Below are 26,804 nucleotides of genomic sequence, written 5' to 3'. Positions count from 1 at the left end.
ACCTCCAGTTAGTCTTGCAAGTGAGTTCCGATCCCCTGCGAGAGCGCTTGTTTGTAATAGTAGGCAGCAATGGCGATATCAAAAATCGCCATCCCCATCGGATTAAACATGATGGGCTCATCTTGTGGAAATTCCTTCATTTGGTCCAGGCAGACGATATCCGTGATGGATTTGGTATCTTCTTTTTGCAATCCTCTCTCCAGATGCATAATCTCGATATCTGTGTTTTCACGGCAAACTTCAGTCCAGTCATCTACGGTAATGGAGCGGGTATAGTCGAGAATTTTTGGTGTAAAATCGCGTAACGACACATTTAACAATAACGATTGACGTTTGGGTTGCTTGTCAATAAAACCATGCGGCGATACCGTGCACGTAATGAACACATCTGCCTCGCAGTATGCCTCTTCCCACGTTTGCGCGATAACCGTTTTCTCTTTTATCTCAGCCGGAATATGCTCCTGCTGGATACCCGCAATGTCATAGAGAACCACCTTGTCGATTTTTTCACCTAACATGGCCGTTACCATTTGTAGATGAAGTCTGCCAATCGGACCAAATCCGATAATTCCGACCGTTACATTTTGCAGGGGACGTACTTGTTCGTAATGCTTGAGGAGAAGACCGGAAACAGAAGCCGTTCGAATCCCGCTGACCAGGGCTGTATTAATCGTTGCCACAGGCTTACCGGTTCTGGCTTCGTTGAGGATCGTAATCGAATGCGCACGTTGGATACCCTCTTGGAGGTTTTTCGGGAAACTGGCAATCCACTTGATTCCCGCCATGTAAGTATCTCCGCCTACAAATGCTGGCATGGCAATAATGCGGTTTGCCATGTCGTGATATCGCAAGTAAGGTTTAATTGGCTGTGCATAATCTTCCTTGTATAAGGAATGCACTGCATGCTCAATGACATCAATGGTTTCCTTCCAATTCTTGCCGACCTTTTCAATATCACTCGTGTTTAGATATAACATTGTACATCCCACCCTGCTTATCATAGTAGATTTATTAGACAGTGCTTAATTGCCCACGAAAGAATGCTTTTGCTGATGCAACCACTGAACCCATTCCTGGTTGTATACGGTATTGACATATGGCATACCACCGTCTGGACATAAAAAGACGACATTTGGCTTGACTACATGCTTTTGATCTTTGAAATAGTTTTTAATCGCCCAGTAGGAAGTCCCAGAAGATCCTCCAGCAAAAATGCCATGCTCTGTATAAAGCTGATAGCAAGCCTCAACTGTGTCCTCCTCCGAAACATGAACGACCTCATCAATGATCGCGCCCTTGAGGATGTCAGGTCGCATGCTTGATCCAATTCCAGGGATGTATCGTTTTTGTGGCTCTTGTCCGAAAATCACGGATCCTGCCGTATCCACCGCAATGATTTTTATGTTGGGGAATCGTTCTTTCAATCGTTGCGAGATTCCAGTTATCGTGCCGCCAGAGCTGACGCCGATAAACGCATAGTCCAATGTCTCGAAGCTGTCTGCGATCTCGGCTCCCAGTCCGAAGTAATGGGCTCGAGCGCTATCCGGATTTCCATACTGGTTGGTCCAAAACGAGTTCTTCGTCTCATTGAGAAGGCGATTGACCGTTTGGATGCGCGTTAGGAGATATCCTCCTGTCTCGTCACGGTCCGTTACTTTTACGACCTCATGAGAAAATACCCTGAGTAAATTCTCATAGACAGGATTAATATTGGGGTCAATGACTGGAATAAATTTAATTCCGATTTGCTTGCACAAAGTCGCTAAAGCGATAGCAAAATTTCCCGAAGATGACTCGATTACGGTAGTTTCCTGCGTAATCTCTCCTCTTTTGATCGCCTCCTGTAATATATAAAAGGCGGGCCTCACTTTTACACTTCCCATGAGGTTGTTGTACTCCAGCTTGCAAAACAGATTGATGTGCTCATGCTCCAGTTTGATTAAAGGCGTATTGCCAATCATGTGACTTATGGCCATCATTTTCGTTAGCATGGTGAGCCCTCTCTCCCGTTTTTTCCCGTCTTCGTCCGATCGATTGAACACATCTCGGCCCTTGATCAGGCAGTCTTTGCATCCATTTTTTGCTGAATGTAACCTGCCAATGTTTTCATATCTTGAAAGTTTTCCAAATGAAGCATGTCATCATCGAATTCAATACCAAACTCTTTTTCAACCTTTACGACCGACTTGATAAAGGTCAATGAATCAATGTACTCCGTAAGTTCTCCGCTTTCGTTCACGTACTCAGAAAACAACTGTAGGAGCGTCTCGTATACTTCGTTTTCCTTTTCCATAGGAGTACCTCCATGTGCTAGATGCTTACACAACAACGCCAACTCGTTCCAGTACTTCTCTTGTGTTTGTGGCTGCCTCAAATTCCTGCGTTTTTATGCTGCTGATTTTTTGCAGAACGCGATGAACCATCTCACTGCGATTACTATCAAAAGCCTTTAGAATCATATTGGTCGTAATTTTCCATTGATGTCCGATACTCCGATACAGCTCGGCAAGATCTGCAAAGCTTTCGTACTTCTCACTGATCACCTGCAAGACATTGGCATACATCGCTCGTGTTTGTGCCATGCTGATCAAGCTGTGGTTAAGGATATCGAGATGATCGTCAGTAATCTCCACTCCACTAGCGAGAAAAGCCTCTACGTCTTTGAGAAACGGATCAAGCGATTTCAGCCCTACCTCGATGTTGACATCGTCAGGTACATCCAATTCCCGCTTGATTTGATTGATGTCGCAACGACCCTCAAGTACGCTGAGATTGCTCCTGACCGCTTCCAGCAGCTGATCGTGCGTCGGATGCAGGGAATCTGAAAGGACCAATTCAAATGAACGATTGTGGAGTGGATACCATTCACCTGTACCTGCATCCCGATAGGAAGAGTTGCTCGCCAGTAAGAATTGCTCGATGGGCAACAGACCTTTGTAGCGGTAGTAATCATCGACGATCAGCAGCTGGTTACCCTCTCTACCTGTGACAATGATGCTATGCATTTCAGGCAGGTCCTGATAATAAGGGTTATACGGGAGTTCTGCCATATTGCAGAGGACGATTGTCGGTATGTCCCGTTCTAAACGTTCTTGAATATTTGCCAAAAACAGGTCGTTTTCCGGTTCAGCCTGTCCTTCTACGCGGATATTGTGAATCCACGTCAGCTCTGCGACTGTTCTCATGTATTGACCGTTTACATCTCCATAAGGAGAATCTTGCGTTTTCAGATAGATGGCACCGCACTGCTTCCAAGCTGTTTCCAAAGCGGAAAAGTTCAAGTATTTCAGAACCGTGTAGATAGAAGCGCCGATGCAATCCAGGTTCGGATGCTTGCTCGGTTGAATCTCGGTGAGTGACATGAGCACTCTCCTTCCTGTCTATCGTAATGGTAAACACATGCGGCTATCGGATATCCGAATCACGTTCTCGCAAGGCTAATACTTGTTGCAGAAATTGACTAGTAAGTGACTTCAACTTGTCGACAGCAGCTTCCACATCGGATCGCTTCAACATTTTTTCTTTGTATAAGCTAAGGGCATAACGATTCACCGCGTTATTGGATGTCTGCAAAATCTCCTCCGCCAGTTCGCGCACAGACTGATCCGCCTGTGGAATGTACCAGTCCAATAATGTTTCCATCCACAGTTCTTTCCCGCCTAATTGAGCGTAGAGCTCGTTTAAATTCGCTTCATCAAAATAAATGTCTGGCTGCTCCGTAAGTGACAGTAACAGCGTAAGCTCACGGCCAACTTGCTGCTTAGTTTCGACCGCTTTTAGTAATCGCAGCAACTCCTCAGCCGCGCTCGCACGCAAGCTTGCCTCGTCATCTGTAACGCGATCGAGCACCATGATCAGCCGGGATTGCGGATCTACATTTGCATAAATCTCCTCAAGCGTTTGGTACGTTGTGGAAAATTTATCGTACTGGATTCGCTGCGCTTGCCCGCGAGTCAAATGATTGTGATTGATGATCGTATAGACCTGCTTTTCATGGTCATAGCCAGTGATGACGGTGAGATGATCGGTATGTTCCTTCTGGTATTGCGGTGTGTAAAAGGTATAGTACTCGTCAAACGCAACCATTACGGGCTTGCCATGATCCAGTTGGCGAATGATCGACTCATGCAATTCATCCAAATGTGTGACAGGCACGAGCTTGACCCGATAGCCAAATTTATAAAGCATCTCCTCATCCGACAAATACCCCATAACCTCAGCATGTTCCCGATACGAATAGGGGTACCCCTCAGCATCAAGCTGATAGCCGCGCTTCAACCCGAGAAAAAGCTTAAAATAAGGGATCAGATGAGCATCCTGCTCCTCCATTAATAAAGCGAGACCGCGATCATAACAATTTAATTGACGCCAGGATAAATGACTGAGATCGGCATACGAGCTGCGTTTGATTTGAGTACCCTGCCTTGATTTTGCGTTTCGTTGTTGAACAGCTTGGACTGCAGTAGCAGCTGCCTCTGCTTTCGCAACCTGTTCTTCTACATGCCCAGCCGCTTCAAGAAAGGCAGCAAGATCGGAAATCGTCAAATGGGTAAGCAGGTCTTGTACTTCTACTTCTCGGTTCATCCGTTTGGAGATTTCGCTGATCATTTTAATCGCGATGATCGAGTCCCCGCCCAGGTCGTAAAAATTGTCATGGACATCTACTTCTTCAAGCCCCAGAACATATCCCCAAATGTGAGCCAGCTCTTGCTCTAAAACGGTGTAGGTATCATGTTTTCTCCCACGTACCACCACGTTTGGCAGCTTCGCTTCTCCAGATTTTTGCGGTGCGACCTTGTCTTTTTCTCTCCCGGCATCCTTGTCAAGAGAAGGAAGAGAAGAAATGTCCAGCCAACAACGTTTACGCTCAAACGGATAAACAGGGAGGTGCACGCGGCGCGGCTTTTTAAACGTATACATGGCACTCCAGCGCACATCTGCCCCGCTCACATACAATTCGCCAAGCTCTTTCAGATCAGATAACTCTTTGCTTTGCGCCAACAAAAGCTTTTGCAAAAGAGCATTAGCCGCCTTATTCATCGCTTGTTGTTCTGCCTCTGTCAGTATTCCAGGCTCTCTATCGTCTTTTTCCTGGGAGATAACCTTGTGCCAGCCAAAGAGAATATCTGGATCAGAAAGTGTTGCCCAGTCGCTTGCGCACAACTTGGAGATTTTTGCGGCAAAATCGTCCATGTCCCTGCAAATCAGTAACAATCGATAGCCGTAGTGACTACGGCCCGTATTTGCCGTAAAGCTGAGACTTTCCAATGTCGGAAGTTCCACCACAGGCTTGCTGGTCCACTTCTGAAAGCGGAGCAACAGGTTGAGCAAGCTCTCCTTGCTTTTCGCGGATAACGCAATAGCCTGAGTCCCTTCTTCTTGCTTGGGTGGTGGCATGAATCCTGGTGCTTCCTCTACTACCAGGTGCACATTCGTTCCACTCATCCCAAACGAACTGATTCCAGCCCGTCGCACGCTTTGCTCTGGTTCCCACTCTGTCAATGTGTCATGGATGTAAATGGGAGATTGTTCAAAAGGAATCATCCGATTCGCGCGTTGAAAGTGCAAATGCGGAGGGATCTGCTTTTGTTTAAGAGACAGGATCACTTTGAAAAGACCAGCCATCCCTGCTACGTGGTCGGTGTGACCGATGTTCGTCTTTACCGAGCCGATCCCGCAAAATTGGCGCCGATTTGTGTATGGGCGAAACGCTCTCTCCAGCCCGTCCATCTCCATAGGATCACCCAGCTTGGTACCTATGCTGTGCACCTCGATATAGGAAAGGGTTTCGGGATCAATCTGCGCGTCTTTCCATGCCTGCTGGATCACTTCGGCTTGTGCCAGTGAATTTGGCGCCGTAAGCCCGAAAGAATGGCCGTCTTGATTGGCGGCGCTTCCCTTGATCACCGCATAAATCGAATCCCCGTCTGCAAGAGCCTTTGCCAACGGTTTCAGCAAAACGGCGCTAACGCCTTCACCGACACCCGTACCGTCTGAATCATTGTCAAAAGGGCGAGTACGCCCGGATTGCGATAAAATTCCCAAATCATTGCTTCCATCTTGTAAAGACAGCAAGATGAGCTTGACACCGCCAGCCAGCGCCATCTCGCATTCTCCTCGACGAATCGCTTGGCATGCCAGATGAACTGCCATCAACGACGAGGAGCAGGATGTATCTACAAGCATGCTCGGACCTTTGAGATCCAACAGGTAGGAGACTCGAGAAGCGATCACCGATTTCATATTGCCAATGATTGAGGTGGACAACGCTTCTGGTTCCAACTCTCGAATCATTCGTCGATACTCTTCACCAAAATCACTGCTAAATCCCAGATATACTCCTGTACGGCTGCCCGCGAGCATTGTTCCACCATATCCTGCGTCCTCAATCGCTTCCCAGCATGTCAGCAAGAATAAGCGCTGGTTCGGATCCATCTGGCTGGCTTCCTTAGGAGAAAGACCGAAGAGCTGCGGATCGAATTTATCAATTTCATTCAGGTAGGCAGCCTCTCGAAATTGAATTTGCTCCATCGTCAACCCTTTGGCGAGTAACAATGGAATCAAATCGTTTTGGCGCTCCTTGGGAAGCTCTCGCACGCAATCTTGACCAGCTTGCAACAGACGCCAAAAGTCTGCCGGGTTTTCTGCGCTTCCGAATCGGCAAGCAGCACCAATCACCGCAATATCGTGTTGATTGGCTTTGCTGTCAGTTGAATGAGCATCCGTCTGCTGTTTATTCAGTTTGACTCGGTTCAGTCCTAATGGCTTGCTCACTGCATTCTTCCTCCTTGGGTCCTCTGCTGACCTGGTTCGGCTTAGCTTGCTTGCCATTCGTTGCTGATCTCGGGAAATCGCTGTAGCAGGTCTGGTTTGCTGGTCAGCTGTTCAAAGCGCATGGTTTGTTCCGCGTCAGGAGCTTTTTTTGTTTGCAAGATCAAACGAAGCAGAGAAAAAGCTTCGCGTACATCCCCATAGCTTCCCTCTTTTTCCCCTTGTTCCAGCTGTTGTCTCAGTTGTTGAAGTGCTTGGTAGGGCGTAATCACCCCTTGCTGGTACGCTTCTTCATCGAGACCGCGGTTTTTCGTGCAAACGGCAATCGCAATGCAAGAATCGACGAATTGGGCAATTGCTGCTTGATTACGCGTTTTAGCATCTTGAAGCTCTTGCTGATAACGATCGATCTCCCCCTGCTTGTCAAAGGCAAAGGCGCGAAGCGGATATTTTTTGACCAAATTTGTCAGCACACTTTTTGGTCCGAGCTCAATTACGGTATTCGTTCCCTGTTTTACCAAGTAATCCATTGTAGCTTGCCAGCGAACAGGGCTGGTTGTCTGGGCTGTGAGCAAATCGACAAGTTGATCAGCATGGACATATGGTTGTGCTGTCACATTGGAAATGACAGGCCATTTGGGATCGCAGTACGTGTACCGCTTCAGTTCTTCATTTAATTGTTCGGCTGCTTGCATCATGAGTGGCGAATGGAAAGGCGCACTCACCTTGAGGGTGACAACGGAAGTAGAGCCTTGCTGCTTGCACGCTTCTTCTACTTGTCGCACAGCATGTGCATGTCCGGAGATGACGATCTGATCAGCGGAGTTATGGTTGGCGACCACAACGATCGCACCGTCGCGAGAATGTTCCTGACAAATCTCCTCGACAAGTTGAGCATCCAACCCGAAGATTGCTGACATAGCTCCGACACCCTGCGGCGTAGCCGCCTGCATGAACTGACCTCGCCGATAGACAAGGCGGACGGCATCTGCAAACTGGATGGCACCGGCACAAGTCAGGGCCGTAAACTCGCCCAGACTGTGACCCGCCACCCAATTCGGTTCGATGTCCAACTCCTGTGAATACACGCGGAAGGCTGCGACACTTGCTGTCAGGATTGCTGGCTGTGCGTGCTCAGTTTTGGTCAATTCTTGTACATCCCCTGCAAAACAAAGTGTTTGCAGGTTAAATCCAAGCGCATCACTTGCTTCTTCAAAGGTTCGCGCCGCAATGGGATGGGCCTCACATAATGCTTGGCCCATTCCAACATATTGCGAACCTTGTCCCGGGAATAAGAGTGCGATTTTGTCCATGTTTGATCACCCTTCTCTATGTCATGTATTCATTCACTAACATCTTGAGCAATTGCTGGTAATCCTGAGTCATCTCCGTGACTTTTTCTGCCCGGAGGCATTTAGGGTCGAACGCACACACGATATCAATCACGTCGTTTCCTTCCTTGATCCAGAAGGCAAGCTCATGTTCATGGTGTGTAAACGATGCATCTGTAAACGCGTTGACACCGCCAAATAATGGAATAATCGTTCCGTCGTTGCGTTCTTTCCGCAATTTTTCAAGCCACAACGAGGCGTCTCCCGTCCATTTCTCGATGAACTGTCGTTTCTGCTGCACCTGCTTGAATAGATCGAAGAAGGTATTGACCTCTGACATGTTCACCCGGAATGGATAGACATTCATCTGTAGCTCCCTGGCGACAGCTACTTCCATATAAAGATCCTGCTGTCCTGTCAATTCCGCCATGAGGTATAGGTACATCGAAAGCAGAACGTCTCGTACCTCAACTGCTTCCATTTGACTTACCTGCTGAACATTTTCAAACAGATCATCAGTAAGTGAGAATTGGACCCAGTCTGTGTCCACATTCGCTTCTCCACTAGCCCAATACTCAGGCGACAACTCTATCAGCGAGACACGATCCAGCTCCTTCAACCAATAGGTAGCCGTATCAGACTCCCCTTGTTCATCTGTCAGCTCTAATGCGGTATTCTTCAAAAAGTTGGTCAGGCTAGACAGCGTAGGATGAGCGAACAAATCGGCAATTCGAACCCGTCCAGGGTAAAGCTGTTCAAGCTTGGCATGAACTTGTACCAATAAAAGCGAATTACCGCCTATTTGGAAGAAGTGATCCTGCATACCGACCGTTTCACGTTTAAGCACTTCCTGCCAGATGCCCGCCACCTGTTCTTCCAGCCTGGTAGCCGGGGCTTGATATTCGATGTGGTTGTCTTGGAGTGAATCAGGCTCTGGCAATGATTTCCGATCCAACTTTCCGTTTGGTGTCAGCGGCCACATATTCATATGCGTATAGAAATGTGGAATCATGTAATCGGGTAAACTTTTGCTCAGCATCGCACGCAATTCATCACTGTCCAACGTTCGCTTCGCCATATAGTAGGCAGCCAGGTAAGGATTGCTGGCAGTATCCCGCACACTGACCACTGCTTCCGTAATATCCGGATGCTGAGAAAGGGCAGTTTCAATCTCACCCAATTCGATGCGATAACCGCGTACTTTGCACTGAAAGTCAGATCGTCCCACGTATTCAATACGCCCGTCCGGCAGCCATCTCGCGAGATCACCTGTTTTGTACATGCGCTGACCAGGTTGAAACGGATTAGGAATATAGCGCTCAGCCGTCAGTGTTGGCTGGCCAAAGTACCCTCTCGTTACCCCATCTCCTGCAATATAAAGATCGCCATTGATCTTCATCGGCTGCACTTGAAGATGCTCATCGAGGATGTAGACTTGTGTATTGGGCAACGGCGCACCAATCGTTACTTCCTCTGCGTCGGTCAAGTCCTGCACCGTAGACCAAATCGTTGTTTCAGTCGGACCGTACAGATTGTAAAGTCTTGCCTTCGTTTGTGTGCGAAGCCTTTGGAACAAAGACTTTGAAAGAGCCTCTCCTCCAATCAGGATCGCTTTCAGGCTGTCAAGTGCATGCAAGTTGCTCTTCTCTTCCAGCATGAGCTGCAGCCGGGATGGAGTCAGTTGAAGGAATGTGATTTCTTCCTGCAAAATCAACTCCTTGAGCACCTGCGGGTCTGCTTGCTGCTGCTCGGTTGCAATGACTACAGTCATCCCTTTCGTCAGCGGTACAATTGTTTCAAGCAGAAAAATATCAAACGAAATCGTTGTCACAGCCAGCATTTTGTCTGCGCTGGCAAAATCGATGCGTTCGCCGATCCCTGAGCAGAAGCTCATCAAATTGCCGTGCTCAACCATGACACCTTTAGGCTTGCCTGTAGAACCGGATGTGTAAATGACATAGGCGAGATCACCAGGTGTAGCCTGTGGCGGAAGATTGGAGTCGTCTTCTGTCTCTATCCGGGAATCGTTTACGTCCACTCGGACAACACTTCCCCACTGCTTCTCTGCCAAAGAATCGTGGGTTAACACGAGGGGAGTCATGCTATTTTCCAAAACATAGGAGATGCGTTCTTCTGGATAGTGCGGATCAATCGGAACAAACGCAGCCCCCGCTTTCAAGATCGCCATGAGCCCGACGATCATTTCCACGGAGCGATTCGTCAGAAGGCCCACGCAAGTATCAGCAGTGACGCCGTGTTGCTTCATCAAACGGGCAACTTGATTGGCTCGCTTATTTAATTCCACATAAGTAACTTTCTCATCTCCGCATGAAACTGCTAACGCGTTCGGCTGTTTTTCCGCGACTTCTTCAAAGAGCTGGACGACCGTTTTTTCACGAGAGTATTCCAAACTCGTGTCATTCCAATGCTCAATCAGCTGCATGCGTTCTTCTGCCGCCAGCATGGACATCTTGCCGATCAACTGTTTAGGATCCTCCACCATTTGCTCCAGAATCTTCTGGAAGTGTGTGGACATTGACGCGATCGTCTCTTTGCTGAATAGCTTGTTGCTGTATTCGATATCGACAATCAGGCGCTGTTCTCGTTCAATGATGTCAAAGGTCAGATCAAACTGGGCAGAGCGCTGTTCAAAAGGATAAGGTGAGAGCGTCAGCCCATTTGCACTCATGCTTCCCTTCGCGTCGCCGGTATTTTGCAAAATGAACATCACATCAAACAATGGGTTACGGGCTGTATCTTTGGGCAGCGTCAGACGATCCACCAGCATTTCGAACGGATAGTCGGCATGAGAGAGCGCCGCCAGTGCCCGTTCTTTTACTTCCTGAAGGAAATCTGACACGGTTCGATCGCTTCGCGGGAAATTTCTCATCGCCAGTGTGTTCAAAAAGACACCCACGATGTTTTCCAGGTCTGCATGATGACGGCCAGCCACTGGCGATCCGATGATAATGTCTTCTTCGCCAGCGTATTTCGACAACATAATGCTGAGCGCACCCAGTAGCGTCATGTACAAGGTTGCCCCATTATTTTTTGCCAGTGCCAGTATCTTCTGAGTCATCTCTTGAGGAATCTCAAAGGTTAGGACATCTCCCTCAAAGCTCTGGACAGACGGTCGAGGGTAGTCCGTAGGCAGATTAAGCACAGGAAGTTCTCCATCCAACTCTCCCTGCCAGAATTTCTCCTGAGCGGCCAATACCCCATTGCCAAGTTGTTCGGTTTGCCACACGCTGTAGTCTTTATATTGAATTCGCAGCTCGGGCAACTCGAGTCCCTGATACAACTGGAAGAACTCACGGATCAAAATGTTGATGGACACACCATCGGAAATAATGTGATGCATGTCGAACAGCAACAAGTGTTTGTTGACATCCGTGCGAATGAGCATAGCTCGAACAAGCGGCGCTTTTGATAAGTCAAATGGTCGAATAAATTGTTCGACCGTTCTCTTGGCATCGTTCTCGTCGACTTCACTATACGCCAACGTAAAATCTACGCTCGGTTGAACGGTTTGCATCAAAACTCCATCCACGATGGAAAATGAGGTGCGCAACGACTCATGACGCTGCACCAGGGAGACAAATGCACGTTCGAAAGCCTCTTTGTCCAGTTCTCCTTCAAGCATCATGACTGTAGGGATGTTGTAGGCGACTGCCCCTTCCTGCATTTGTTCCAGCACATAAATTCTCTGCTGAGACGAGGTGGCTGGGTAAGCTTCCCGATACTCCGCTACTGGAATCGCTGACACGGCTGTTTCTTCATTCGGAGCCATCAACATAGCTAATTGACGGATCGTTGGTGTCTGAAACAGGTTGGTGATCGTTATCTCTTTTTGCATCTGCTTGGAGACACGGGAAACGATCCCAATTGCCAAAAGAGAATCGCCACCCAGTCTGAAAAAGTCGTCGTCGATGCTCAGTTCGGTGTAACCCAGCACATCAGACCAAATCTGACCTAAGGCAAGCTCCAGCGAAGTGTAGTGATCGCCTTCCTCCCTGCCAGACAAAACAACACGGTTTTGCATGGTCACTTCTATAGGTACTTCGCATTCTTTACGAGACTTTTCGCTTGCAAATATCGAATCTCCGAGCTTTACTTTCAGAGACGGTGCCCATTCCTTCAGCACTTGCAAATCAAACTGTCCAATGATCAAGTGCTCAGTTTGGCAAGACAGAGAAGCATCGAAGGCTTGGATTGCGCCATCTATCGGCATGTATCCGATAAAACCAGGACCTGTTATCCCTTCAAACGCATACCAGTTCAAAGCTATCGTTGGTCTTCCTGTTCGACTGCGAGCTGCACTATAAGCATCCAAGAAGCAGTTGGACGAAACATAGTCACTTCCAGTCGCCCCACCCCAAATCGAAGCAAGTGATGAGAAGATTACAAAAAAATCCAAATGCTCCGGTTCTGCTATCTGATCGAGTATGACTGTGCCCGCCATCTTCGCTTTCAAACCATTTTGAAAATCGGAAAACTTCTTCTTCTGAATCGTCTCGAAGGTGATATGCGCCGCGGATTGGATAATGCCGTTGATCGGTCCATAACGAGCACGGACTTGCTCGGAAATATCCTCCATCTGCTGACGGTCTGACACGTCGGCTGCGTAGCAGACTACCTGCGCTCCCATTTCCTCTAGCTCCAGCAGGGCTTTCAGCTTTCGTGCCTCAGCAGCACTGCAGTCTGGATGCTGTAAACGTGCTTGCCACTCGTGGTTAGGTGGAAGTGGCGAACGATTAATCAGCACGAGCGTCACATTTTTTTGAGCGGCCAGATGCTTACTAAATGCCAGGCCCAGTTTTCCGGTACCTCCGGCAATCAAGTAAACGCCATTTTCGCGTATCTCTACAGGCCGTTTCGGAACTTTATCGATATCGCAGCGATTCATTTCAGGTACGATGCGATTTCCTCTATAGGCAACCAATGTGTCATCCTGATTGCAGCGAATCTCCGCTAGTAGCTGGCCTGCCAACTGCGATGCTGAACGCCCCTCTGTTGCGAGATCCAGGCTAAAGCACTGCAGTTTTGGATTTTCCTGCGAAATAACCTTGGCTAGACCGAACAAGGGAGCTTTTTCTGGAAAAACAGGTCCGCTGTCATCTACTGCTTGTGCGTAGTTCGAAACGATCCGTAAATCAAGCACCTGCTTCAGATCCAGCTCAAGCAACGCTTGTGTCAAATGAAACAGACTGTAAACTCCTAGAGGTTGCGCAGACTCAAGAGCTTCAAGCTCTCCGAGATCATTTGGCTGTTGGGCGCCCGAGGTCAGGCTCCATAAATGGATAATCCCAGTCAGCTTTTCCTTTTTGTCCCCGAGGCTCTCGAACACACGCCGCAGATCTGCCGGCTGACTAGGGTCTAGGATAAACTCGTGGGAAGAAACGGCGGCAAAAGCCTCACCGCTACGGAGTCTGAACACTTCATGTCCGTCCGCTGACATCGCGTCAGCCAGTGTTTCTCCTACACCACCTTCATCTTGAAGTACCAGCCAGACCCCGGGACGCTGGGTCTGCTGATTGGTTGTCAGCTCTTTCGTTTGCCAATGGATCTGGTAGAGCCACTCCCGATACTCTTGTGGCGTATATGCTGAATGTCCGATCAATAACGCTGAATCAGACAGTTCACCCATCGCTGTTGACGACGGATAAATGGCAACTGATTGATAGTTCGTATCTCGAAGCGCCTTTTCCCAACGTAAGGGATCCATCAGTCTGGCTTGCGGTCGCAGCTCAGTGTCTTCGTGCTGCCACCAATCTGTGGCAAGCCCTCCGATCACATTTGCCGTTGTACGATTTTTCACGAGCTCGATCGCAAACAGCACGCCTTGCTCTGCAAGCAACTGATGCACAATCGATAAGGAAGCCCGAACATCCCTCGTCCTGTGTATCGCGTTATTCGCGATAATCACATCGAATGCGTGTAGATCGAAGCCTTGTTCGGCTGGGGCCTGCTCCATGTTGAACAGGCGGAACTGAACAAACGGGTATACTTCTTGGAAGTCTTTTTCTGCCTCTGCGAGAGACGATTGCGCACCATCCGTAAACAAATAGGTGACAGCTTGTTTCTCAATCTTCGGCAGCAATAAGCGAGTAAGACTGCTGGAACCGCCTCCGAGCTCCAGAATTCGAACGGGACGGCTAAACGAATGGATGTATTGAGCAATGGTCTCCACTGCCATAAGTCCGGAAGGGTTTCCAAGCGTAATGCGATCCGCATACGACTTATATAAGTTAGAAGAACCGTGGTTCATCTCGAGTACGTCCTGCCCCGTCATGCTCTTTGAGTAATGGGCAAAACACGCTTTCAATTGAGAGAACGTATCATGCTCATCTGGATAGCGATCCAGACAATCCTGATAAAATGCTTCCGCATCAAGACCCTCTGCATGGGCAGTTAAACGGTATGTTTCTTCAACGTGTTCAACTAGGGAGGCTTTAACGACAAGTTCAAGCATGAGTTGGAAGAAGTGTTCATTTTTTCCATCAAACCTTACAGCTTCACGCAATTCTTCCAGCGAATACGTTTGCGTCTGCTTGTGGAAAGCGCCTAGTTGCTTGAAGCATTCAAGCGATAACAAGCCGGAATAAAAAGTTTCGTCCTCTTCCAAACCCGTTTGCTTTTGGACATTCACCTGAGTCAGTAACATTTCCCCAAAAGTAAAGAAGGTGGAAGCAATTTTATGCACATCAGCCGTTTCGTTCTCTTGAGCCGCTACAGATGCTACAGCATCGGACCGTTCAACCGCGTTGTTTGCGGGTTGATCCGTTTGCACCCAGTGACGGGTTTTGGCAAAGCTATAGGTTGGTAAAGGTACCTTTTTCCATTTAACTGGACGGTAGTATTCAAGCCAATTGATCGGCACTCCTCGTACGTACTGTTTTGCCATTTCTACAGGGTCAGAGCTGTCTATTTGCTTACTGATCGGCGATGAACTTTCCCCACGGGAATTCAGTACTCCGTAGAACACCTGGTTCCCATCAACAAGCGGAGCACCGTCCTCCATCCGTTCTCCCGTGCACAGGCGATGGATCTTCTGCAAAAAGTCCTCTTTGCTGTTGATAACGAAGGCAAGGCGATGCCGATAGTGTCCGCGCCCCATATTGGCAGTAGCGCACATATCCAAAAGGGAATGCTCAGAAGCTCCTGATAAAAATGTTTGGTATTTCTCGAGCAAATCCCAGAGCGACTCACTTGTTTTGGCAGATAACGTAATGAGGTAATTGCCAGTTTCTGAAACGGCTGTCGCCTCGCGCCCAGGAGGCTCTTCCAAGATGACGTGGGCGTTTGTTCCGCTCAGACCGAATGCACTTACCCCGGCTCTCCTCACAGGTTGGTCAGCCTCTACATCCCAAGCCTTTAACACATCATTTATATAAACAGGCGAATCAATAAAAGGAATTAAGGTATTGGGCCGTTTTACATGCAGCGTCGGCGGAATCTGGCGATGCTTCATCATCAGAACCGTTTTAATGATCCCAGCCACACCTGATGCCGCTATCGTGTGCCCGATATTACTTTTAACCGAGCCTATTGCGCAAAATTGCTTGCGTTTTGAAACTTTCTGAAAGGCATGCATGATCCCCTCAATCTCGACAGGGTCACCTAATCTAGTCCCGGTCCCATGTGCCTCAATATAGGAGATGCTCTCAGGATTGATTCGCGCCCGTTCCCATGTTGTTCGCAACAAAGCAGACTGAGAAATCGCATTGGGCGCTGTAATGCTGGTAGAACGGCCATCACAATTGACCGCTGTGCTTTTGATCACGGCATGGATATAATCATTGTCTCTAACTGCTTGATCGTATGACTTCAAAAGAACAGCGCCAAGACCTTCTCCCCACACGGTTCCATCAGCAAAGTCATCAAAAGCTTTGGTTTTGCGATCTACAGAAACGATGCCAAAGTCCGTATCTTGTTGAATCGGAAACAGGGAAAGGTTAACTCCACCTACGAGAGCCATTCGACAATCGTTATTTCCAATGGCCTGACATGCTTGATGCAGTGCGACCAAGGAGGAAGAGCAAGAAGTATTAATCAGTTGACTCGGACCTGATAGATTCAGCAAATAAGAAATCCGGGAAGCGATAATTGCTGCAACGTTGCCAGCCAGCGAGGACGAATCAACGTTTTTCAGCACACGCTGGTATTGTGATTCATTGTCACAATACCCCAGAAATACGCCGGTAGGAGAACCACTGATCATCTTCTCGCTATACCCGGCATGTTCGAATGTTTCCCAAGCCAGCTCGAGAAACATCCGTTGATAAGGATCCATGGTTCGAGCCTCAGCAGGTGAGATCTCGAAAAACGCATGATCAAATAAATCCACGTGATCGAGATAACCCATCCGCTCATACTGAAAATCTGTGTCGTTAAAAAATTCTCTCGCGACCCTCTCGACATCTGGACGCCTTTCAGCCGGGATATCACTGATTGAATCGTGTCCCTGTTTCAAATTGTTCCAGTATTCTTCGAGGCTGTTGGCTCCAGGAAAACGACAAGCCATACCGATGATCGCGATATCTTGGCGCGTATTTACGTTGGCAGAGGACAATTCTTTCAGCAAAGGAAGTGCTTCCTTTTCATGCAGTCGATGAGCTGCCACTTGCTCCAAGATGTATTTTTTTAGCAAACTCATCTTAATTCCCCTTCCTTTTGTCGATCAGCTCGGCACCCATGTCTACGGAGAGAACTCCCTCCTTGACCTCCCTCAGCAATTCCAGAAGGGATTCATCATCATCGCTTTGATCTTCCATCGATGCAACCTGATCCTGTTTTCTTTGTTCGAGAAAATCCACAAACATGGCAATCGTATAGTAGGAAAACAAATGCGCGACGCTAATCTCGCTATCCACTTGTTTTACCATTTGTGCATGCATTTTAAGCAAGAGCAGGGAATTCCCTCCCAGCTGGAAGAAGCTGTCGTGTACCCCCACTTTTTCGATTCCCAATATTTCTTTCCAGATCGTAACCAGCTGTTCTTCCTTCTCGTTTCGTGGGGCTACATATTCAGCATCGGACGCCTGTTGTTCATCCACTTCAGGCAATAGCTTGCGATTGATCTTGCCCCCTGCTGTCAAAGGCATTTTTTCAATGCTGACAAAAAAGGATGGGATCATGTGATCGGGAAGCCGTTCGCTGAGATAACCGCGCAGGTCATTTGCGGTCAAGTCCTCGGCATTTGCCACATAGTACGCGCACAATCGAGCCTTCTCTTCTTGAAATAGCACGGCACACTCTTTTACTAGCGGATGGGACAATAGCACCTCATCAATCTCGCCCAGCTCAATTCGGTGCCCGCGTACTTTTACTTGATGATCAATGCGACCGCAGAACTTGATATTGCCATTCGGCAGATAACGCCCAAGGTCTCCCGTCCGATAAAGCTTTTGATAACCAATTTCCGGATAAGGGTTGTCAACAAAGCTGGCTGCTGTTTTCTCGGGATCGTGCAAGTAACCGTGCCCCAAGCACAAGCCTGTTATATAAATCTCCCCTTGATGTCCGGCCGGAACAAGTTTGCGATTTGAATCTAGCAACAGAATTTTCGTATTAGCTATCGGTTTTCCAATCGGGATCGGTCCCTCATGGGTATGGTCGATCTCAAAGTAGATGACACCAATAGACGTCTCTGTCGGACCGTACAGATTCGTGATACGAACGTGGGAAAACCGCTGAAGAAACAGATGCACGGTGTGAGCGGTGATTTCCTCTCCCCCCAAAATCAGGTGGCGAATCGAAGAAAGTGAATCGTGTATGTCCATTCGTGTTTCCATTTGATCCACCAGCAGATTGAACACCGACGGCACAAAGTCCGTTATTGTAATCTGATAGGTTGAAATGGCTTGCAACACTTGATCGAGCGTCATCTCGAATTCAGGAATCGGTAATACCGTACGGCCACCATGTAAGAGCGGCCAGAAGAGTTGCCAAACCGAACTGTCGTAGTGATGGGGAGTCGTCTGGAAAATGGCGTCCTGCTCTGTACAACCGTAGTGTTCATCCATCCAGCGAAACCGATTGAAAATACCGATATGAGGAACGACCGCTCCTTTGGGTTTACCAGTAGAACCAGAGGTATAGATCACATAGATCGGATCGTCCATATCTACCTGGACATTCAAGTCCCCTTCTTCCCGGATATCATCCGCATCAACGATTACAGCACGTGTCCATTGCACGAATGACGGCTCCTGGCGTATCTCTGGTCCGATCAACGTCACGGGACAATTCAATTCATCCAGTAGCTGCTTTTTCCGTTCGCTTGGACTTTGCACGTCTAGCGGGACAAATGCCGCACCTGTTTTCATCACAGCTAGCAGGGAAATGACCAAATTCAAGCTACGATTCATCAAGACCGGAACATGGCTTCCTCTTCCAATGCCACTTTCCTTCAACATGCGTGCAAGGCAATTGGCTTTGCCATTAAGTTGAGCGTAGGTAAGGGTTTTGTTGCCAAACACAGCTGCTGTTAGATGAGGCGTCCGCTCAGCCTGTTCCTCGATCAGTTGATGGATCGGCTTTGGAGCAGAATGAGCAACATCCGTTTGATTGCGGGTGTACAACAGATCTGTCCGCTCTGCTTCTGTCACCATTTCGATTGTGTGAACGAAGCGTTTGGGATCGGCGACCACTTCACGAAGAATTTGTTGATAATGGCTGATCATTCGTTCGATGACAGCCTCTTTGAACTGCTCACCCGCATACCGTACACGTCCGGTAATTCCAGCTTCTGTTTGCTTGCATGCAAATACCATTTGTAGGGACAAGCCTTCTAAAGCAGCAATATCTTGCATGTTTTCTAGTACGAAGGCTGTATCCAGCAGTGCCATCCGAGCCGTGTCGGGTAGATCAAGCCATTGCATCATTTGCGAAAACGGATAGTTCTGATGCTCCATTGCCTCTTTGACCAGCTGCTTACCCTCTTTCGCCACTTCTGCAAAAGTAGCTTCTTGATGCATCCGTACACGCAGCGGCAGCACCCGATTCCAAGCGTTAGGGGGAAGCGGATTCTGAAAGACGGGCGTGAGAATGATCATGTCGTCTGTCTGCTTATACCGATTCAGCATGATTTGAAACGTCGACAGAAGGAATAAGTAGAGCTTCATCGGATGATGATCGCAATGGGCCGTAACGGCAGCGTTCAAATCAGCTGGAAAGACAAACAATATTTCTTTTGTCTCAACCTCCCCATCGCCTTCCTTCTCCGTTCCTTCGGTTGGAAGGAGGGAGAGCGTCCACTCCCCCTGTAACTTCTCTTGCCAGTACTGCTCCTCCCGGCTAAATTTCCGACTGGTTAGCAGAATGTTTTGCGAAATAGTAGTCTCCATATGCCCTCCCCCTCTTACTCACCGCTTGCTCTAAAATTCAAAATCCCAATCGACGCCCTGTGCTTGAATAAGGGCTACCTCACGGGTCAATTCAAAGTCTTGCAGGAGGCGCTGCGGATCTTCCATCACCTGCTGCATCAAGCTTTTGAAGTCACTCACAAACTGTTCCATCGTCTCACTTTGGAACAGATCACTGCGGTAATCCAGCTTACATATAAGTCTGTCAAAAACGGGATAAGCCGCCAGATGAAGATCAAGTTTAGCCGTATTGTTTTGCAGTGGATAGTTTTTGACGATCATGTCCTCAAGCTTTAGTTCCCCTTCCGGATTGTCCATGTTTTGTAGGACGAAAATCGTATCAAAAAGGGGTTGACGACCTGTAATTGGCTCTAGACCAAGGGTCTGGACAAACAGATCAATCGGGTAATCCGCTTGTTCAAAAGAGGCTAACGTATGCTCGCGCACCTCCGCAAGAAACTCGCGATAGGTTTTCTCGCCTTTTGGATAATTGCGTAGGGGAATGGTATTGATAAACATCCCAATGACTTCATCAAACTCTGCAAATTTACGCCCAGCTACAGGAGTTCCGACAACGACATCCTCTTGGCCGCTGTATTTTGCAAGCAACATGTTGTAAACCGACAACAGCACCATGTAAAGTGTCGCATGTTCCTGCGTTGCCAGCTCCTGCAACCGCTGCCTCTCCTCTGCCGATATCTCGAACTCAATCGTCGCACCAGGATACGTAAGAGATTCTGGTCTTTCGTAATCAGTCGGAATCGATAGAAGTGGAGCCGGGCTGGTAAACAAGTCTGCCCAATAGTCAGCTTGAAGCTCCCCTGACTCAAGTGCAGATTCCTGCCAAACAGCAAACTCTTTTTGCTGAACTTCCAATGCAGAAAGTGTCACACCTGCATAGAGACGAACAAAGTCTTCTACGAGAATATCCATGGATACGCCGTCTGAAACGATATGATGCATATCGAACAACAACAGATGCTTTTCTGGTGCAATCCTGATTAGCCCCGCGCGCAGCAAAGGTGCTTGACGCAAGTCGAATGGCCGTACAAATGCTGCCAGGCTGGCCTCCAACTGCTCTGTGCTTGCTTCGCTCACTTCCAAACGGAAGACTAACGAATCATGTACAATTTGAACGACTTGCCCATCTCTATAATCAAACGAGGTACGAAGAGATTCATGGCGGTCCACCAATCCTTGAAAAGCATGCTCTACCTTTTCACGGCTCAACTCGCCCTCGATGAAACGGGCAGCCGTAATGTGAAGGCTTGTATCAGCCGGGTTTAACTGCTGAAGAATAAAGAACTTTCGCTGGGCAGCCGTAACAGGATAGTACGATCTGGCTTCGACTGAGAATCGTCTTTTCATAATTGTCTTGTCTGATCCATCAATCACGTTGCCAAGCTCCTGAATCGTTGGGTGATTAAACATGGTTCGCAGTGGAAGCTGTACGCCAAACTGCTGTACAACCTGAGCAGCTACCGCGTTGATTTTTAATGAGTGCCCCCCTAGAGCGAAGAAATTGTCCCGAGTGCTGATTGTGTTTGGATCGAGCTGTAACACATGCGCCCAGATGTGCGTGAGAGCTTTTTCCGTCTCGGTTGTCGCTGACACCAAAATAGATGTGTCTATGCGATCCTGTATGCCAGGCTTCGGTAAAGCCCCTCTATCCACTTTTCCGTTAGGGGTAAGTGGCAATACGTTTTGTTTTACATAGTGCATCGGCACCATGTATTCCGGAAGGACAGTAAACAGATACTCACGCACATCTCGTGCGGAAAATTCCTCCTGGGGAACGACATAGGCACATAAGTACTTTGCACCCGTTTCCTCTGAAAGCGCCAAGACCACTGCATCCTTAACCGCTGGATGTCTGCGCATCACCTGTTCAATCTCACTCAATTCGATTCGGTAACCCCGAATCTTGACCTGATTGTCCATTCTCCCGAAGTACTCAATATATCCGTCCTCCGTGATCCGGCCTACATCACCCGTTCGGTAGAGGACTTGGTAGTCAGGGTCATCTATCCAGCTGGCATACGGATTTGCTACAAAGACTTTTTGCGTCCGTTCGTCATCTTTGTAGTAGCCGTAACCAACCCCAGGACCGGCCACACCTATTTCTCCTTTTACGCCACGCGGGCAGATACACTGATTTTGATCGAGTATGTAAATATGAGTGTTCTGGATTGGTATGCCGATGGGAACCACAATCTGCTGATCACTGGGCATTTCCCGAATAATGTGGTGCGTAATATCATCAGATGCTTCCGTTGGCCCGTACATATTCACCAAAGGAATTTCCGAATAGCAGGCAAACCAGCGTCGCACCAGAGGAGCAGGCAACTCCTCTCCTGTCACGGCCATCCACCGCAGATCAGGCAAGCTGCGTTCGGAGTCGGACCATTCTTCAACGAGGTCAAGCAGGACGGAGAGCAGAGACGGTACCACCTCCGCAACGGTGACGTGGTTGGAATGGAGTACGTTATGAAGTGCCTGCGTATCCATTACCGTCTCTGTATCGATCACCAGTACAGAGCCACCCACCAGCAGAACAGCCAGATATTGCCAAACAGATATGTCGAAGCAAAGAGAAGCTGTTTGTGTGACAAGATCATCCTCGCAGAGCGATAGATCATTGATTTTAGCGAAAATGTGGTTAATCATTCCGCGATGGTGAACCATTACGCCTTTCGGTTGTCCAGTCGTACCCGATGTGAAGATGATATATGCCAAGTCTGTTCCCGCACTCTCCCGATCGATGTCCTCTCCCGAAAGTGACTCTATTGATTGATCAGATTGACCAAAAACATAGAGATACTTCAGTTCAGGTGAGGATGCTCGAATCGGCTCCAATCCATCTAGCAAGTCAGGCTGAGTGATTAACCCTGCAATCTCGCTCTTCTGCACGATGTACAGGATCCGATGTTGCGGATAGTCTGGATCAATCGGTACGTAAGCTCCTCCTGCCTTGAACACGGCAAGAATCGCAACAAGCGTATCCACGTTACGCTTCATATAGATACCGATTTTCGTGCCAGGTCGTAATCCCTGCTGGATAAAATGGCGTGCAAGTCGGTTGGCTCGCTCGTTTAATTCCTGATAGGTTAACGTTGATTTTCCATCTGTCACCGCTTTGCGATGAGGCGTCTTTTTTACCTGCTCCTCAAAGAGGCGATCAAAGCTCTGATCGCGTGGAAAATCAATCCGGTTGTCGTTGAATGAAAGAACTAGCTCCCGTACCTCTGCCTCAGATAAGCACGCGATCTCCGCGATCTTCTGATCTGGTTCTGTTACGATAACCTGATAGATTCGAACTAAATGCTCTATCATCCGTTCCATCATAGGGAGTTGGTATCTTTGCCCGACGTAACGCACAAGTAAATCGAGCGAGTTCCCCTTTTTAGAAAAGAGGAGCTGCAACTCACTCGAGACCTGTTCCAGGCTGTCCTGATCATGAAGAACATCCAACAAGCAAGTCGCCTCAAAGAACGGCGTGCTGTTCCCCTGCTGTGGTACTTGCAGTTCCTCAATCAACCGCAAGATTGGGTAGTTCTGATGTTCCACAGCGGCCTTTAAGGTCTGCCGAACTTCTTGAAGCAGCTCCTTGATGCTCCATTCCGGGAGTACCTGATGACGCAAAGGCAACACTTTATTCAAAAACTCACCCGGCTCTGTTTGACGAAAGATAGCCGTTCCAACGCATATGTCCTGATGTCCCGTGTATTTGGACAACAGGATGCCAAATCCACTCAGCAAAGCCATGAACAAACGTTGATCCGAGCCATTGCTCAAATGAATCAGCGCCTTGCTCAGTTCGTCCGGAAACACGATGGTCACCTCACGAAGCTCAGACTGACGCTGAAACGAGGCCCGAGAGTCTGTTGGAAGGTCGAGTGAATGAAACTCTCGAGAGAGGTTCTCCATCCAATAGTCTTTTTCGCGATCAAACTGCCCACTGGCCAGCAAGATGTTTTGTGCCGTTATCGTTGTCAAGCCAATCCCTCTTTTCTGTCCGTCATGTATTTCTTAAAAAGCAAAGTCATCGTCGTCCACTTGTCCCTGTGCTACTTGTACTACTCCATGACCGATCTGAAGTTGTCCGATGGTTCGGTTCGGGTGGGCTACCATTTGCTCCAGAAGAATGACAAAGTCTTGCGCCATCCTCTCGATTGTTCTTCTTTGATACAAGTTCGTGTTATATTGCCAATGCATGCATAGGTGATCCTCAGCCTTAACCACTTCCAAAGCCAGATCGAGCATGGCAGCTTTGCGTCTAAACTCGTACGGTACAAACTCGATTTGATCGAGGCTGACCTTTTGCTGCTCCGCTGCATGATGCAGGGTCAGCATGGCGTCAAACAACGGGTTCCTTGCTGGATCCCGAGTCAATTGAATCTGGCTCACGAGTTGATCGAATGGATAGTCTCCATGCTCAAAACCGCTAAGCACGTTTTGGCGTACCTGCCCGATATACTCTTCGACGGTCAATTCTTTCTTCGGCCAGTTTCGCAATGCCAAGGTATTAACAAACATTCCGACAACAGGGGCAAATTCCGCACGTTGTCTACCATCCATATCGCAGCCGACGACGATGTCTTCCTGATTGCTGTATTTCGATAACAAAACAGAATAGACAGCCAACAGAAGCATGTAGAGCGTCGTAGAACTCTGACGGGTAAACGCGTCGAGCTTTTCCACCCATTCCCTAGACAGCTCAGTCACCAACTCGTCTCCATCAAATGTCATGGTTTGTGGGCGAGGATAATCGGTTGGGATTGCCAGCGGTTGCGGCTGCTTGGAAAATACCTTCAACCAGTAGGCTTCATGCTCGGCATAACCAATCTCGGCAACTTGTTCTGATTGCCACCAAGCGAATTCCTTGGCCTGTACCGACAATTCTGGCAACACCTGTCCTTGGTAGAGGGTACAAAATTCCTCAAGCAAGATGGACTTGGATATGCCATCGGAAATGATATGATGCATGTCGAAAACCAATAGATGATCTTCTGATGCGAGCTTAATTAAACCGATTCGAAGTAAGGGAGCTTGTTTTAAATCGAATGGCCTGAAAAAGCTTTCGATTGTCTTTTCCACAGCTTCCTCGTCTGCTTGCCATGTCTCAATCTCTATAGACAGGTCACTGTGTACTTTTTGCTTCACCTGACCTTCCATCAGATGAAACGAGGTGCGCAGGGCCTCATGTCGTGCGACGAGTTGATCGGCAACGTCTTGGAGACGCCCTGAATCAAGGGAACCGGTGACCCGCATAACTCCCGGTGTATGATAGCTGGTAGCATCTTCTTCCAACTGCCACAACAGGTAGAGCCGCTCTTGGGCACGTGTGACAGGGTAATATTCCTGATTCGATAGCAAGAGAATCGGTTTTTGCTCCATCTCTTGGAGGTTGCCTGTGATCCGATTAGCCAAACCACGAATCGTTGGAGCATCAAACAGGTCGCGCATGGAAAGCTTCACTTGAAAGTCACTTTCAATCCTCGATAAAAGCTGAATGGCCTTGAGCGAATGTCCTCCCTGTCCGACAAAGTGATCAAGTACACCAGGGGATGGAAGCTGTAAGACATCCGCCCACAACTCAGCCAGCTTTTGTTCGATAGGATTTGCTGGAGGTACGTATTCACTATTGGCACTTGGCTTTACAGCAGGCAAAGCTTTACGATCGATCTTTCCATGCGGGGTAAGCGGCATCTCCGACAATTCCATAAAGTAACTCGGGATCATATATTCGGGGAGCCACTCCAGCAGGTGCGCGCGAAGCTCATCCGGCTGAACACCGTCCATTTGCACAACATAGTAGCAACCCAGTTCAGTCAATCCCATTTGATCAGTCATAGCCAAAACAGCTACTTGATTTACAGCGGGATGCTGAAGGACGGCGCGTTCCACTTCTTTTAGTTCCACACGATACCCGCGCACTTGAACCTGATCGTCCATCCGCCCCAGATATTCAAAAACTCCCGTTTCACTGAGTAAGCCGACATCTCCAGTACGGTACAGGCGCTCTCCGGTAATGGGATGATAGGTAAAAGCTTTCTCAGTCAAATCAGGCTTGCCCAAATATCCATCGGTGATGCCAATTCCTCCGATACAAATCTCGCCCTTGACATCAGGGGGACAAATTTCCCCCGTCTGACCAAGGATGAACATATGCGTATTGGCAATAGGAACACCAATAGGGATTCTGAGTGTTTCTTCCTCAGGCTGTTCTGTGCAAAGAAAGACGGAAGCGTATATCGCTGATTCTGTCATCCCGTAAATATTCGCGATTCGCGCAACACGGAACAGTCGATTCCATTCGCGAACCAGATTAGCGGTCAGTGCTTCTCCTCCATTAAATACCCACTTCAAATTGGGCAATGGATCTGGCTCCTTACGAGAATGCACATGCGCCAGAAACACATTCATCATCGCTGGAACGAACTGCGTGACTGTAATGCGTTGCTCCCGGAGCCAGTCATACAACGCTCCCGGATCTTTTCCGTCTTCCTCTTTCAGAATAGACAGCTTTGATCCAACCATCAGCGGCCAAAACAATTCCCACACCGAATCCGTAAAAGAAATCGAGGTTTTTTGGGCAACAACGTCTGTCTCGCTTAACGGAAAAGTCTCCTCCAGCCAAAACAACGTATTCAAGACCTGTTTGTGCGTAATCATGACGCCCTTCGGTGTACCGGTCGAACCAGATGTGTAGATGACATACGCAACATCATCCTCTGAACCTGCCGGAGCTATCGCCTCATCCTTTTGGCGGCGAATGTCGGACGCTGTATAGACCTTGTATCCTTCGTGCTGGAAGGAAGTCTCATCCAAACAAATGATCGTTTCGATGCTGTCAGGTAGATCCGGTATAATTTCATCCAGATAGATGGATTCTGTTACAAGCACCTTGCAGCGGCTATCCTGCAAAAGATACCGAATTCTAGCTCGGGGATAATGCGGATCAACCGGGACGTATCCCCCACCCGCTTGCAGGATGGCAAGAACTCCCGCTACCATACGGGAGCTCCTGTCTGCGAGAATTCCTACGAGTTGCGAAGGAACCACACCCGCATCTTTTAAGATACGGGCTAGCTGGTTTGCTTCCGCGTGTAGTTCTGCGTATGTTCTTTCTCGATCCGCCTCTACCACAGCGACTCTATCAGGCGTTTTTTCTGCTTGCCGGGCGAACAGTTCAGCGATTGTCACTTTGTTGCGATAAGGTTTGTCTGTCTGATTGACTCGAGTTAACAAGTTCGCTTCATCATCAGTGAGCAGGTTAAACTCATTCAGATCCAGATCGAGCTGCATACGTCCATTCATTGCGACTCTTCCCCTT

General features: G+C 48.3%; 10 protein-coding genes. All 10 read right to left on the bottom strand.

What is annotated here, in order from left to right; all coding sequences use genetic code 11:
* Positions 1-8: 8 nt before the first annotated feature.
* Complete coding sequence (gene sbnB, locus HPY31_RS21890; RefSeq protein WP_172142440.1) at positions 9-977, bottom strand: 2,3-diaminopropionate biosynthesis protein SbnB; 969 nt, start codon at positions 975-977, stop codon at positions 9-11.
* A gap of 45 nt (positions 978-1,022) precedes the next feature.
* Entirely contained in the window at positions 1,023-1,991 is a 969-nt protein-coding gene (gene sbnA, locus HPY31_RS21885; protein WP_172142481.1) for a 2,3-diaminopropionate biosynthesis protein SbnA, read from the bottom strand.
* A gap of 65 nt (positions 1,992-2,056) precedes the next feature.
* The gene (locus tag HPY31_RS21880) at positions 2,057-2,293 is read right to left on the bottom strand and encodes a phosphopantetheine-binding protein (protein ID WP_064199219.1); all 237 of its coding nucleotides are present in this window, start codon (positions 2,291-2,293) and stop codon (positions 2,057-2,059) included.
* Positions 2,294-2,318: 25 nt separating this feature from the next.
* Positions 2,319-3,362 carry a BtrH N-terminal domain-containing protein gene (locus tag HPY31_RS21875; RefSeq protein ID WP_172142439.1) on the bottom strand — a complete coding sequence of 348 codons (1,044 nt, stop codon included), beginning with the start codon at positions 3,360-3,362 and terminating at the stop codon, positions 2,319-2,321.
* Positions 3,363-3,405: 43 nt separating this feature from the next.
* Complete coding sequence (edeG, locus tag HPY31_RS21870; RefSeq protein ID WP_172142438.1) at positions 3,406-6,774, bottom strand: edeine polyketide synthase EdeG; 3,369 nt, start codon at positions 6,772-6,774, stop codon at positions 3,406-3,408.
* A 41-nt stretch (positions 6,775-6,815) separates the two neighbouring features.
* Complete coding sequence (gene fabD / locus HPY31_RS21865) at positions 6,816-8,084, bottom strand: ACP S-malonyltransferase (protein WP_172142437.1); 1,269 nt, start codon at positions 8,082-8,084, stop codon at positions 6,816-6,818.
* 16 nt (positions 8,085-8,100) lie between these two features.
* Positions 8,101-16,758 carry an edeine biosynthesis hybrid PKS-NRPS EdeI gene (gene edeI / locus HPY31_RS21860; protein ID WP_172142436.1) on the bottom strand — a complete coding sequence of 2,886 codons (8,658 nt, stop codon included), beginning with the start codon at positions 16,756-16,758 and terminating at the stop codon, positions 8,101-8,103.
* A 1-nt stretch (position 16,759) separates the two neighbouring features.
* Complete coding sequence (edeJ, locus tag HPY31_RS21855) at positions 16,760-19,450, bottom strand: edeine non-ribosomal peptide synthetase EdeJ (RefSeq protein ID WP_172142435.1); 2,691 nt, start codon at positions 19,448-19,450, stop codon at positions 16,760-16,762.
* A gap of 30 nt (positions 19,451-19,480) precedes the next feature.
* Positions 19,481-23,464 (bottom strand): edeine non-ribosomal peptide synthetase EdeK, encoded by a 3,984-nt coding sequence (gene edeK / locus HPY31_RS21850; RefSeq protein ID WP_172142434.1) that lies wholly within the window; start codon positions 23,462-23,464, stop codon positions 19,481-19,483.
* A 33-nt stretch (positions 23,465-23,497) separates the two neighbouring features.
* Positions 23,498-26,788: an edeine non-ribosomal peptide synthetase EdeL gene (edeL, locus tag HPY31_RS21845; RefSeq protein WP_172142433.1), complete on the bottom strand. Its 3,291-nt coding sequence runs from the start codon at positions 26,786-26,788 to the stop codon at positions 23,498-23,500.
* Between the last annotated feature and the right edge of the window lie 16 nt (positions 26,789-26,804).

The organism is Brevibacillus sp. HB1.3 (assembly GCF_013186635.1).
Taxonomy (GTDB): Bacteria; Bacillota; Bacilli; order Brevibacillales; family Brevibacillaceae; genus Brevibacillus; species Brevibacillus brevis_D.
This window is presented reverse-complemented; position numbering and strand designations above follow the sequence as displayed.

Coding starts and splice junctions, on each gene's coding strand:
- sbnB (WP_172142440.1), bottom strand. CDS start 977: ATGTTATATCTAAACACGAGTGATATTGAAAAGGTCGGCAAGAATTGG.
- sbnA (WP_172142481.1), bottom strand. CDS start 1,991: ATGCTAACGAAAATGATGGCCATAAGTCACATGATTGGCAATACGCCT.
- HPY31_RS21880 (WP_064199219.1), bottom strand. CDS start 2,293: ATGGAAAAGGAAAACGAAGTATACGAGACGCTCCTACAGTTGTTTTCT.
- HPY31_RS21875 (WP_172142439.1), bottom strand. CDS start 3,362: ATGTCACTCACCGAGATTCAACCGAGCAAGCATCCGAACCTGGATTGC.
- fabD (WP_172142437.1), bottom strand. CDS start 8,084: ATGGACAAAATCGCACTCTTATTCCCGGGACAAGGTTCGCAATATGTT.
- edeI (WP_172142436.1), bottom strand. CDS start 16,758: ATGAGTTTGCTAAAAAAATACATCTTGGAGCAAGTGGCAGCTCATCGA.
- edeJ (WP_172142435.1), bottom strand. CDS start 19,450: ATGGAGACTACTATTTCGCAAAACATTCTGCTAACCAGTCGGAAATTT.
- edeL (WP_172142433.1), bottom strand. CDS start 26,788: ATGAATGGACGTATGCAGCTCGATCTGGATCTGAATGAGTTTAACCTG.